The sequence below is a fragment of the Amycolatopsis sp. A133 genome, assembly GCF_031082405.1.
Classification (GTDB): Bacteria; Actinomycetota; Actinomycetes; order Mycobacteriales; family Pseudonocardiaceae; genus Amycolatopsis.
The window spans coordinates 59,580-72,133 of the sequence record NZ_JAVHJU010000046.1 but is presented as its reverse complement, the minus strand read 5'-3'; the positions used below and the strand labels follow the sequence as shown (position 1 = coordinate 72,133).

At 70.4% G+C, this 12,554-nt stretch carries 10 protein-coding genes; 8 read left to right on the top strand and 2 right to left on the bottom strand.

Features of this window, described 5'->3' with window-relative positions; genetic code table 11:
• Positions 1-7 precede the first annotated feature (7 nt).
• From Q5425_RS28840 to Q5425_RS28815, 6 genes are all read left to right on the top strand, one after another.
• Positions 8-1,153 carry an ABC transporter ATP-binding protein gene (locus tag Q5425_RS28840; protein ID WP_308675466.1) on the top strand — a complete coding sequence of 382 codons (1,146 nt, stop codon included), beginning with the start codon at positions 8-10 and terminating at the stop codon, positions 1,151-1,153.
• Positions 1,150-2,130, top strand: a complete 981-nt coding sequence (locus Q5425_RS28835; RefSeq protein WP_308675465.1) for an ABC transporter permease — start codon at positions 1,150-1,152, stop codon at positions 2,128-2,130. Before Q5425_RS28840 ends, Q5425_RS28835 begins: the two co-directional genes overlap by 4 nt.
• Before the next feature lies 1 nt (position 2,131).
• A complete protein-coding gene (locus tag Q5425_RS28830; RefSeq protein ID WP_308675464.1) occupies positions 2,132-3,115 on the top strand; it encodes an ABC transporter permease in 984 nt (327 codons plus the stop codon).
• A complete protein-coding gene (locus Q5425_RS28825) occupies positions 3,112-4,101 on the top strand; it encodes an ABC transporter ATP-binding protein (protein ID WP_308675463.1) in 990 nt (329 codons plus the stop codon). The genes Q5425_RS28830 and Q5425_RS28825 overlap by 4 nt, the downstream gene beginning before the upstream one ends.
• Before the next feature lie 38 nt (positions 4,102-4,139).
• Positions 4,140-5,543 carry a GH1 family beta-glucosidase gene (locus Q5425_RS28820; protein ID WP_308675462.1) on the top strand — a complete coding sequence of 468 codons (1,404 nt, stop codon included), beginning with the start codon at positions 4,140-4,142 and terminating at the stop codon, positions 5,541-5,543.
• A gap of 172 nt (positions 5,544-5,715) precedes the next feature.
• Positions 5,716-6,336 (top strand): DUF2306 domain-containing protein, encoded by a 621-nt coding sequence (locus Q5425_RS28815; protein ID WP_308675515.1) that lies wholly within the window; start codon positions 5,716-5,718, stop codon positions 6,334-6,336.
• On the opposite strand, the gene Q5425_RS28810 is transcribed toward Q5425_RS28815, so the two are convergent.
• Together Q5425_RS28810 and Q5425_RS28805 are read right to left on the bottom strand one after the other, a co-directional pair.
• A complete protein-coding gene (locus Q5425_RS28810) occupies positions 6,287-7,447 on the bottom strand; it encodes an acyl-CoA dehydrogenase family protein (RefSeq protein WP_308675461.1) in 1,161 nt (386 codons plus the stop codon). The genes Q5425_RS28815 and Q5425_RS28810 overlap by 50 nt on opposite strands.
• The gene (locus Q5425_RS28805; RefSeq protein ID WP_308675460.1) at positions 7,444-9,786 is read right to left on the bottom strand and encodes a bifunctional salicylyl-CoA 5-hydroxylase/oxidoreductase; all 2,343 of its coding nucleotides are present in this window, start codon (positions 9,784-9,786) and stop codon (positions 7,444-7,446) included. Before Q5425_RS28805 ends, Q5425_RS28810 begins: the two co-directional genes overlap by 4 nt.
• A 67-nt stretch (positions 9,787-9,853) precedes the next feature.
• On the opposite strand from Q5425_RS28805, the gene Q5425_RS28800 reads away from it, so the two are divergent.
• Positions 9,854-10,255, top strand: a complete 402-nt coding sequence (locus Q5425_RS28800) for a RidA family protein (protein WP_308675459.1) — start codon at positions 9,854-9,856, stop codon at positions 10,253-10,255.
• A gap of 55 nt (positions 10,256-10,310) precedes the next feature.
• Entirely contained in the window at positions 10,311-12,533 is a 2,223-nt protein-coding gene (locus Q5425_RS28795; RefSeq protein WP_308675458.1) for a beta-L-arabinofuranosidase domain-containing protein, read from the top strand.
• Positions 12,534-12,554: the final 21 nt, after the last annotated feature.

The window sequence follows — 12,554 nt, the reverse complement described above, 5'->3', positions numbered from 1 at the left end:
CTCACTGATGACCGAACACGGGGACGGCCGCGGCGACGCGGCCTCCCCGGCCCCCTCCGACCCCGTCGCCGTCGGGTCGGAGGGGGACCTCCCCGTGGTCCTCGAGGCCGCGGGGCTCACGAAACACTTCCCCCTCCGCCGCAAGGGCCGGGCCGCGCTGACCGGCCCGCGCCGCAGCATCCAGGCCGTCGACGACGTGAGCCTGACGCTCCGGCGGGGCCGCGTCACCGCGCTGGTCGGCGAGTCCGGCTCGGGCAAGTCGACGGTCGCGCGGCTGCTCGCGGGCCTCTACCCGCGCACCGGCGGCGACATCCGGCTGCACGGCGAGACGGTGGACGTCAAGCACGGCCGGGCGTTCCGCGCCTACGCCCGCCGGGTGCAGATGATCTTCCAGGACCCGTTCGCGTCGCTGAACCCGGTGCACACCGTGCGCTACCACCTGACGCGGGCGCTGAAGATCCACGGCCGCGTGGGCGAGGACCTCGAGAAGTCGCTGCACGAGCTGCTGGCCCGCGTTCAGCTGACCCCGCCCGGGCGCTACATCGACAAGTTCCCGCACGAGCTGTCCGGCGGCCAGCGCCAGCGCGTGGCGATCGCGCGGGCGCTCGGTGCCGACCCCGAGGCGCTGCTGGCCGACGAACCGGTGTCCATGCTGGACGTCTCCATCCGGCTCGGCGTGCTGAACCTGCTGCGCGACCTCAAGGAACGCCTGCACCTGGCCATCCTGTACATCACGCACGACATCGCGTCCGCGCGCTACTTCGCCGACGAGACGATGGTGATGTACGCGGGCCGGATGGTCGAGGGCGGCGACAGCGAAACGATCACGCAGCGGCCGGCGCACCCGTACACCCGGCTGCTGATCGAATCCGCACCGGACCCGGACCGGCTCCTCGCACCCGACCCGGGTGTGGACAACCCCAGCTTTCACGTGAAAGCTCCGGGCCCGGGTGTGGACAACTCCAGCTTTCACGTGAAAGCTGACGTTGGGGAGCCGCCGAGCCTGATCGACCCGCCGTCGGGCTGCCGGTTCCACCCGCGCTGCCCGGTGGCGATGGCGCGCTGCGAAACGGAGCTGCCCCCGCGGCTCGACGTCGGCGACGCACCGGGGCACTGGGCCGCGTGCTGGCTCTACGACGGGGCCGCCCGATGAGGTACCTGCTGCAACGGCTGGTCTTCTACGTCTTCACGGCGTGGGCCGCCGTCACCATCAACTTCTTCATCCCGCGCTTGATCCCGGGCGACCCGGTGCAGTCGCTGATCGCCAAGAACCAGGGCATGATCAGCGCGGAAGCGATGCAATCGCTGTACGTCCTGTTCGGACTCGACAAGAACGAAAGCCTGCTCTCCCAGTACTTCGACTACTGGGGCCAGCTCTTCCGCGGCGACCTCGGGATCTCGTTCACGTTCTTCCCGACGCCGGTGTCCGACCTGCTCACCGACAGCCTGCCGTGGACGATCATCCTGGTCGGCATCACCACGATCGTCGGCTTCGCGATCGGCACCGGGCTCGGCGTGGTCGCCGGCTGGAAGCGCGGCTCGTGGGTCGACAGCCTGCTGCCGGTGACGACGTTCCTCTCGTCGATCCCGTACTTCTGGCTCGGCCTGATCGCGCTGACGCTGCTGGCCGGCCCGGGCAGCTTCTTCCCGTCGTCCGGCGGCTACGACCCGGGCACCATCCCGGGCTGGGACCCCGGTTTCATCGGCAGCGCGATCCAGCACAGCCTGCTGCCCGCGCTCACCATCCTGATCAGCTCGATGGGCAGCTGGATCCTGGGCATGCGCAACATGATGGTCACCGTCGCGTCGGAGGACTACGTGACCGTCGCGCACGCCAAGGGCCTGCCGGAACGCCGGGTGATGGTCGGGTACGCCGCCCGCAACGCGCTGCTGCCGAGCGTGTCCGGCTTCGCGCTGGCGCTGGGGTTCATCGTCGGCGGCACGCTGCTGGTGGAAATCGTCTTCTCCTACCCCGGCGTCGGCTACCAGCTGTTCCAGGCCGTCGGCTCGCAGGACTACCCGCTGATGCAGGGCATCTTCCTGATCATCACGCTGTCGGTGCTGGTGGCCAACCTGTTCGCCGACGTCGCTTACCTCGCGCTCGACCCGCGCACCCGGAAGGAGGGCTGACATGGCCGTACCCGCGGCGGACGTCAAGGCCGCCCAGGCCCTTCCGCTCGAAGCGGTCGCGCGCCGGCGCCGTTTCCGGTTCCTCACCGGCGGCAAGACCGTCACCGGCCTGGTCGTCATCGTCTTCTTCCTGGTCATCGCGGTCATCGGCGATTGGATCGCGCCGTACGACCCGTCGGCGCGCAGCAGCGACCTGCTGGAAGGACCGTCGGCGCGCCACTGGTTCGGCACCACCCACCTCGGCCAGGACATCTTCAGCCAGGTGGTGGTCGGCACGCGCAGCGTGATGCTCGTCGGGCTGGCCGCCGGTGTGGTGGCAACGATCCTCGCCGTCATCGTCGGCGTGGCGTCCGGGTACCTCGGCGGCAACACCGGTGAAGGCCTCTCCGCACTGTCCAATGTCTTCCTGGTGATCCCGGCGCTGCCGCTGATCATCATCATCGGCAGCGCGGTGCCCACCGGCGGCGACATCCTGGTGGCGGTGATCATCGGGTTCACCTCGTGGGCCTGGGGGGCGCGAGTCCTCAGAGCGCAGACGCTTTCGCTGCGCGGCCGGGAATACGTCGAAGCGGCCCGGGCGACCGGCGAGTCGACGTGGCGGATCATCTTCTTCGAGATCCTGCCGAACCTGACCGCGGTGATCGCGTCCAGCTTCGTCGGCACGGTGATCTTCGCGGTGATGTCGGAGATCACGCTCGCGTTCGTCGGCGTCTCCGGGCTGTCCAACTGGAACTGGGGCACGATCCTGTTCTGGGCGCAGAGCCAGCAGGCGCTCGCGCAGGGCGCCTGGTGGTGGTTCGTGCCGGCCGGGCTGGCGATCGCCATCCTCGGCACGGCGTTGTCCCTGCTCAACTTCGGCATCGACGAGTTCGTCAGCCCGCGGCTGCGCGGCAGCGGCAAGGCCCGCGTGCGCGGCGCGGACGGGCGGATGCATCGCATGCGGGTGGGCTTCACGCCCGTGCTCGGGCGGGAGGAACGGCCATGATGGACCCGGTGCTGGAGATCAAGGGGCTGGACGTCGACTACGGCGTCGGCGACGAGGCCGTGCGCGCGGTCCGGGACGTGCACCTGACGCTGCACCGCGGCGAAGTCCTCGGCCTGGCCGGGGAAAGCGGCAGCGGCAAGTCCACTTTGGCCTACGGCTTGACGCGGCTGCTCGCGCCCCCGGGCGTCATCCGCGGTGGTGAGGTGATCTACCACCCCGCGGACGGCGAGCCGTACGACGTCCTGAAACTGACGGACAAGCAGCTGCGGGACTTCCGCTGGGCGGAGACGTCGATCGTGTTCCAGGGGGCGATGAACTCGCTGAACCCGGTGCACAAGGTCGTCACGCAGCTGGTCGACGTCATCAAGGCGCACGAGCCGGGCACGTCCCGCGCGGGCCGGGTGGCGCGGGCCCGCGACCTGCTCAAGCTGGTCGGCATCTCGGCCGACCGGCTGGAGGCGTACCCGCACCAGCTCTCCGGCGGGATGCGCCAGCGCGTGATGATCGCGATGGCGCTGGCCCTGGAGCCGCGGGTCGTCATCATGGACGAGCCGACGACCGCGCTCGACGTCGTGATGCAGCGGCAGATCCTCGGCCAGCTCGTCGAACTGCGGGAGCGGCTCGGCTTCTCGGTCCTGTTCATCACGCACGACCTTTCGCTGCTGGTGGAGTTCTCGGACCGGATCGCGATCATGTACGGCGGCCGGATCGTCGAGCAGGCGCCGGCGGCGGACCTCTACCGGGACGCGCTGCACCCGTACAGCCACGGCCTGCTGAACTCGTTCCCCGCGCTGCGGGGGCCGCGGCGCGAGCTGTCCGGGATCCCCGGGTCGCCACCGGACACGCGCGGGATGCCGTCCGGCTGCGCGTTCCACCCGCGGTGCCCCAAGGCTTTCGAACCGTGCCCCGACCGCGTGCCGCTGCTGGGAAAGCCCGGCGACCCGGCGCGCGAGGTGGCGTGCTGGCTGCACCCGGTCGCGCCCTGAACGCCCGTCCTGTCCGGTATCCCTGGAGGAGTGCTGCCTTGACCGAGACCACCGCCGCGACCGCCGAACAGCAGGCGCTGATCGACACCCTGCCGCCGGACTTCCGCTGGGGCGTGGCCACCGCCGCGTACCAGATCGAAGGTGCGGTCGCCGAAGACGGGCGCACACCGTCCATTTGGGACACCTTCTGCCAGGTGCCGTGGGCGATCGACAACAACGACACCGGTGACGTGGCGTGCGACCACTACCACCGGATGCCGTCCGACATCGAGCTGGTCCGGGAGCTGGGCGCGGACACGTACCGGTTTTCCGTGGCGTGGCCCCGGGTCCAGCCGCGCGGCCGCGGCGGCGTCAACCCGGCGGGCATCGGGTTCTACGACCGGCTCGTCGACGAGACGCTGAGCCGGGGCATCACGCCGTGGCTGACGCTGTACCACTGGGACCTCCCGCAGGAGCTGGAGGACGCGGGCGGCTGGCCGTCCCGCGACACGGCGTACCGGTTCGCGGACTACGCGATGCTGGTGTTCGACGCTCTGAAAGACCGGGTCCGCCACTGGACGACGCTGAACGAGCCGTGGTGCTCGGCGATGCACGGGTACGTGCACGGCGTGATGGCCCCGGGCCGTCGTGACTACGCGGCGGGGTTGCACGCGGTGCACCACCTGCTGCTCGGCCACGGACTCGCGGTGCAGCGGATGCGCGAGGCAGCGCCGGCGGACACGCAGTTCGGCATCACGCTCAACATGTGCACGGCCGACCCGGCGACGGACTCCCCGGAGGACGTCCGGGCCGCGAGGCAGGCGGACGGCCTCGGCGTCCGCATCTACCTGGACCCGCTGGTCCACGGCCGCTACCCGGCGGACGTGGTGGACGACCTGGCCGACCGCGGAGTCCGCCTCCCGATCCAGGACGGCGACCTGTCGGTCATTTCGACCCCGCTGGACTTCCTCGGCGTCAACTACTACTTCGGCCAGCAGTTCTCGGGCGTGAACGAGAACGGCGCCCCGGTCGACGACGACGGCGTCCCGGCATCCCGGGTGGTCCCGTTCGGCGAGCCGACGACGGCGATGGGCTGGGAGATCCTCCCGGGCAAGTTCACCGAGCTGCTGACCCGGCTCGGCCGCGACTACCCGGGCTTGCCGATGTACATCACGGAGAACGGCTCGGCCTTCGACGACGACCCGGACTCATCGGGCTACGTCCGCGACGACGGACGCACGGCGTACTTCGCCTCGCACATCGCGGCGGTGGCGGCGGCCCGTCAGGCAGGGGCGGATGTCCGGGGTTACTTCGCCTGGTCCCTGTTGGACAACTTCGAGTGGGCTTACGGGTACGCGAAGCGGTTCGGGCTGATCCGGGTGGACTACGAGACGCAGGAACGGACGATCAAGCAGAGCGGGTACTTCTACCGCGACACCGTCCGGCGGGTGCGGGGCAGCTGAACGGCGGTGGGGTGAGCCCCACCCGGCCGCCGGTGGCTTACCCCATGGCTCATCCCCGGGTCCATCCCTAGCGTCGGACGGAAAGCCGACCCGGGGGGTAGTCATGACCGTCCGCACCGAGATCAGACCCGGACCTGACGCAACGAAGCCGAAGTGGTGGCGACGGCCGTGGGTGGTTCCGCTCGCCTTGGTCGTCGCCGTCTTCCTCGCCTTCTCCGTTCCGCCCTACCTCACGCTCGACCCCGCGCAGTCGCGCGTTTCCGCGCCGCCCGGGTTTACCGCGCACTACTGGTTCCTCGTCGCGCACATTACCTTCGGCACGATCGCCATCGTCGGTGTCGTCCTGCAGATCTGGCCGTGGCTGCGCCAGAAGCACCCGGTCGCCCACCGGCGGATCGGGCGCGTCTACGTCTTCGGTGGTGCGCTGCCCGCCGCCGTGATGGCGGCGACCATCGGTGCGGTGAGCCCGTTCGGCCCGGTCGTCGCGGCGATCGACGTCGTCGCCGCGTTGCTGTGGCTGGGCTTCACGGTCGCCGGGTGGCGGGCCATCCGGCAACGGCGGTACGCCGACCACCGGAAGTGGATGATCCGCAGCTTCGCGATGACCATGCACACCCTGATGACGCGGGCCCTCTCGCCGCTCGGTTTCCTGGTCGTCATGCCCCGGGTCGAAGCCAAAACGGAGCTGATCCTCAGCGCGGCCACGGTTTCCGGCGTGCTGAGCCTCCTGGCCCTGCTGCTGCTCAGCCAGTGGTGGCTCGACCGGAAGCCGAAGCGAGCCAGCGCGCGATGATCGTGCGCTGGATCTCCGACGCGCCTTCGTAAATACGGGGTGCCCTCACCTCGCGGTACAGGTGCTCCAGCAGGTGCCCGCGGCGCAGGGCGCGGGCGCCGTGCAGCTGGACCGCCGAGTCGACGACGAACTGGGCCGCCTCCGTTGCGAACAGCTTTGCCATCGCCGCCCGGCCGCCGAGGTTCTCCTCGCCCGCGTCGTACGCGCCCGCGGCCGCGTACACCAGCAGCCGGGCGGCTTCCGTGCGCGTTGCCATCTCCGCGAGCGTGTGCGCCACCGCCTGCTGTTTGATCAACGGCCCGCCGAACGCCTCGCGCGAACCCGTGTGAGACACCGTCGCGTCCAGTGCGGCCTGGGCCATGCCGACCGCGAACGCGCCGACGCTCGGGCGGAACAGGTCCAACGTCCGCATCGCCACGGCGAAACCGCGGTTCTCCTCGCCGAGCAGCTCCTCGCGCCGGACCTCGACGCCGTCGAACGTCACCGTGCCGATCGGGTGCGGGCTGACCAGGTCGAGGTGCTCGCCGCCCAGGCCGGGCCGGTCGGCCGGGACCACGAACGCGCTGACGCCGCGGGAGCCCGCGCCCGGGGTCGTGCGGGCGAACACCGTGTAGAAGTCGGCTTCCGGGGCGTTCGAGATCCACATCTTCTCGCCCGTCAGGCGCCAGCCGTCGCCGTCGGGCTCGGCCGACAGCGAGAGCGCGGCCGCGTCCGAACCGGCGTCCGGCTCGGTCAGCGCGAACGCCGCCACCGCGTCGCCGGCCGCCACCGCGGGCAGCCACTTGGCGACCTGTTCGTCCTTTCCGGACTGGAGGATCGGATAACTTCCCAAGCCCTGCAACGCCAGCGCCGTCTCGGCTTCGGTGCTCACCGCGGCGAGGTTCTCGCGCAGGATGCACAGGTCCGTCGCGGCCGCCTGGCGGGACGGACGGCCGGACGCGACGCCGGGGAAGAGCCGCGCGAGCAAGCCGAGCGCGCCCATCGCCTTGAGCAGGGGACGGTTCACCGCACCCTCCACACCGGACTCGGCGAGCGGGCGCAGCTGGTCTTCGGCCAGCTGCCGGACCTCCGCCGCGAAGGCCTGCTGCGAGGGGTCGAGGGCGAAGGTCATGAGGGGGCTCCCGGTCGCCAGCGGGCATGGGCGGTCCCGGCCGGACCGGAGCGGACGAGCTCGAGGCGCGGCTCCGGCCCGTCGGAGCGGCCCGTCTGCGGCTTGCGGCTGCCCGGAGCGAACGGCTTCGGCCACGCCATCGGATAACCCTGTTCGGCAGCCGCGTGCAGTGTCCACTGTGGATCGTAGAGGTGCGTGCGGCCGAGGGCGCAGAGGTCCGCCCGGCCGGCGAGGATCAGCGAGTTCACGTCGTCGTAGGACGAAATCGCGCCGACCGCGATCACCGCGATCCCGTACTCCTCGCCGATCTCGTTGCGGATCCGGTCGGCGTACGGCGTCTGGTAGCTGCGGCCGTACTGCGGGCGTTCCTCGCTGACGACCTGGCCGGTCGACACGTCGATGCCCGCGGCACCGTGGGCGGCGAACGCGCGCGCGATCTCGACGGCGTCGTCGGCGTCGATGCCGCCGTCGCACCAGTCGGTTGCCGAAATCCGCACTGTCATCGGCCGGGAAGCGGGCCACGCGGCGCGGACCGCGTCGAAGACCTCCAAGGGGAAGCGCAGCCGGTTCTCCAGCGAGCCGCCGTAGGCATCCGTGCGCCGGTTGGTCAGCGGCGAGAGGAACGACGACAGCAGGTAGCCGTGCGCGCAGTGCAGTTCGAGGACGTCGAAGCCGGCGCGGGCCGCCGCGTGAGCGCACGCGACGAACTGCTCGCGGATCTCCGAAAGCTCCGATGTGGACAGCTCCCGCGGGACCTGGTTCCGCTCGGAGTACGGCAGTGCCGACGGCGCGCAGACTTCCCAGTTGCCGGCCGGGAGCGGCTCGTCGATGCCGTCCCACATCAGCTTCGTCGAACCCTTGCGACCGGAGTGTCCCAATTGGACGCCGATCCGGGCCGGGGTCTGCGCGTGCACGAAGTCGGTGATGCGCTTCCACGCCGCTTCCTGCTCCGGTGTGTACAGCCCGCCGCAACCCGGGGTGATCCGGCCTTCGGGGGAGACGCAGACCATTTCGGTCATCACCAGCCCGGCCCCGCCCAGCGCCTTGCTGCCCAGGTGCACCAGGTGGAAGTCGCCCGGCACGCCGTCGGCCGCGGAGTACATGTCCATCGGGGACACGATGATCCGGTTCGGCAGCTCCAGCTCGCCGAGCCGGAACGGCTGGAACATCGGCGGCCGCGACGTCGTCCCGAGCGACCGCGCGAACCAGTGGTCGAGCTCGGCCGTGAACTCGGGATCGCGCAGGCGGAGGTTGTCGTAGGTGACGCGGCGGCTGCGCGTGAGGATGTTGAACGCGAACTGCGGCGGCTCCTGGTGGGCGTACTGCGCGATGTTCTCGAACCACTCCAGGCTGGCCTGCGCGGCGCGCTGCGTCGAGGTGACGACCGGCCGCCGTTCCAGCTCGTAGGCCTTCAACGCCGCCGCGACGCCGTCGTTTTCGTGCAGGCAGGCCACCAGCGCGAGCGCGTCTTCCATCGCCAGCTTCGTGCCGGAGCCGATCGAGAAGTGCGCGGTGTGCGCGGCGTCGCCCAGGAGAACGACGTTGTCGTGCACCCAGGTCTCGCAGCGGACCGTGCCGAACGAGACCCACTTCGAGTTGTTCGCCATGACCTGGTGGCCGTCGAGGACGTCGGCGCACAGTTCGCGGATCAGCGCGATCGACTTCTCGTCGCTCTCGCCGGGCTTCAACGACGTTGCGGCGATCGGGCCGAACGTCCGCTGCCAGACGTCTTCCTGGACCTCGAGGATGAACGTGCTGCCGTCGCGCCCGTACGGGTAGCCGTGGATCTGCATGATCCCGGCCGGCGTCTCGAGGACGTAGAACTTGAAGGCGTCGAACACCAGGTCCGTGCCCAGCCAGATGTACCGGCACCGGCGGGTCTCGACGCTGGGCCGGAAGGTGCCGGCGTACCGCGCGCGCACCGCCGAGTTGACGCCGTCGGCCGCGACGACCAGGTCGTACCCCGAAAGGTCGGTGGGCGCCTCCTCTCGGAAGCGCAGCCCGACACCGAGTTCGGCGCAGCGGCTCTGCAGGATGCCGAGCAGGCGCTTGCGGCTCATCGCGGCGAAGCCGTGGCCGCCCGAGGTGGTGACCGTGCCGCGGTAGTGGACGTCGATGTCGTCCCAGCGGGCGAATTCGGCCTTCATCGCCTCGTGCACCGCCGCGTCGGCGTGCTCGATGCCGCCGAGGGTCTCGTCGGAGAACACGACGCCGAAGCCGAAGGTGTCGTCCGGCGCGTTGCGCTCCCAGACGGTGATTTCGTGGCCGGGACCGAGCTGCTTCGCGAGCGCGGCGAAGTACAGACCCGCCGGGCCGCCACCGATGACCGCGATTCGCACGCCGTCCAGGGTATGTCGTCACCACTACGACCGTCAATAACGCGAAAGGTGCCGTACGGTGTTCCGCATGGAACGCATCAACCCGCCGGAGCTGGGCAAGCCCTCCGGGTTCTCGCACGCGGTGGTGGCGGAAGGCCGGGTCGTCTTCCTCGCCGGGCAAACCGCGCTGGACGCGTCGAACCGGATCGTCGGCGAGGGCGTCGTCGAGCAGTTCGAACGCGCGCTCGGCAACCTGCTGGCGTCGCTGCGGGCGGCCGGCGGGTCCCCGGAAGACCTCTGCAGCGTGACGATCTACATCGTCGACATGGCGGACTACCGCGCTCACGCGCGCGAGATCGGCGCGGTCTGGCGGCGGCTCGCGGGCACGGAATACCCGGCGATGGCGGGGATCGGCGTGTCCCGGCTGTGGGACGAGGAGGCCCTGGTCGAGGTCCAAGGCTTCGCGGTCGTGAGTGGTAAGGCGGGTTAGAACCCGCCTTACCACTCACGACCGGCCGCGCACCTCGTCACTCAAGGAAGGCGCGATGATGCGCGAACCCACCTTCGACCGCCGCCTGCTCCTCAAAGCCGTGGGCGCGCTCTCCGCGAGCGCGGCCCTGGCCCCCGCACTGGCCGGGCCCGCCGCGGCGGCGGCCCGGCCGGACATCGGCGTCTCGGTGTTCCCGTTCCCGCTGGGCGCGGTGCGGCTGCAGGCCGGCCCGTTCCTCGACAACATGAACCGGCAACTGGCGTACTTCCGGTTCGTCGACGCCGACCGCCTGCTGCACACCTTCCGGACCAACGCCGGGCTGGCCAGTGCGGCCCAGCCGTGCGGCGGCTGGGAAAGCCCCAGCACGGAACTGCGCGGTCACTCGACCGGTCACCTGCTGTCCGGGCTGGCCCAGGCGTACGCCAACACCGGTGACACGACGTACAAGACCAAGGGCGACTACCTGGTCACCGCCCTCGCCGCGTGCCAGGCCGCATCGCCGGGCCGCGGCTTCCACGCCGGGTACCTCTCGGCGTTCCCGGAGAACTTCTTCGACCGCCTGGAGGCCGGCCAGTCGGTGTGGGCGCCGTACTACACGCTGCACAAGATCATGGCGGGGTTGCTCGACCAGTACCTGCTGGCCGGCAACCAGCAGGCCCTCGACGTCCTGCTGCGCAAGGCGGTGTGGACGAAGGCCCGCACCGACCCGCTGCCGGCCACGCAGATGCAGCAGGTGCTGCGCACGGAGTTCGGCGGGATGCCGGAGGTGCTGGCCAACCTGTACCAGGTGACGGGCGACCCGAACCACCTCGCCACGGCGCAGCGGTTCGACCACGCCCAAATCCTCGACCCGCTGGCCGCCGGCCAGGACCGGCTCGCCGGGTTCCACGCCAACACGCAGATCCCGAAGATCATCGGCGCGATCCGCGAGTACCACGCCACCGGGACCACCCGCTACCGGGACATCGCGGTGAACTTCTGGCGGATCGTCCTGGACCACCACTCGTACGTGATCGGCGGCAACTCCGACGGCGAGTACTTCCAGACGCCGGACGCGATCGCGAGCCGGCTGTCGGACACCACGTGCGAAGTCTGCAACACCTACAACATGCTCAAGCTGACCCGGCAGCTGTTCTTCACCAGCCCGGTGCCGGAGTACATGGACTACTACGAGCTGGCGCTGTTCAACCAGATCCTCGGCGAGCAGGACCCGGCCTCCGGCCACGGGTTCGTCACGTATTACACGCCGCTGCGCGCCGGCGGGATCAAGACCTACGCCAACGACTACGACGACTTCACCTGCGACCACGGCACCGGCATGGAGTCGCAGACGAAGTTCGCCGACAGCGTGTACGCCTTCAGCGGCGAAACGTTGTACGTAAACCTGTTCCTGGCGTCGGTGCTGACCTGGCCGGGCCGCGGGATCACGGTCCGCCAGGACACGACGTTCCCGGCCTCGTCCGGGACGAAGCTGACGATCGGCGGCTCCGGGCACATCGCGCTCAAGATCCGCATCCCCCGCTGGACGTCGGGGGCGGTGGTGAAGGTCAACGGCGTCGCCCAGGGCAGCCCGGCGCCGGGTTCCTACTTCACGATCGACCGGACGTGGGCGCCGGGGGACGTGGTCGACGTGACGCTCCCGGCGTCCCTGACCTTCCCGCGCACCAACGACGACGCGGGTGCCGGCGCGGTGAAGTACGGCGCAATCGTGCTCGCGGGCCAGTACGGCTCGACGAACCTGAGCGCGCTCCCGACGTTGCAGACAGCCACCCTGAAGCAGGACCCGGCGAACCCGCTGCGGTTCACCGGGACGGCGAGCACGGGTGCGGTCACCCTGCTGCCGTTTTACGCCACGCACCACCAGCGGTACACGGTGTACTGGCGCCTGAACGGCACACCACCCACCGGGACGTCGTACGAGGCGGAAGCGGCCACCCTGGGCGGGCAGGCCGCGGTGCGGACTTCGTCCGGTGCGTCGGGTGGCGCGCTGGTGGGTTACGTGGGTGGTGGTTCGGCGAACTACCTGCAGTTCTCCGGGGTGACTGCCTCGGCGGGCGCGCATCCGGTGACGATCTTCTACGCCTCGGGTGAGTCCCGGTCGTTGACGGTGAGTGTGAACGGCGGTGCTTCGACGAGCGTCAGCACGCCCGGCACCGGCGGCTGGGACACGGTCGGTTCGGTGCAGGTGACGCTGAACCTGGCGGCGGGCGCGAACACCATCCGGCTCGGCAACCCGTCGGGCTGGGGGCCGGACATCGACCGGATCGTCGTCGGCTGAAGCCGTGAAGGCCACCTCGGG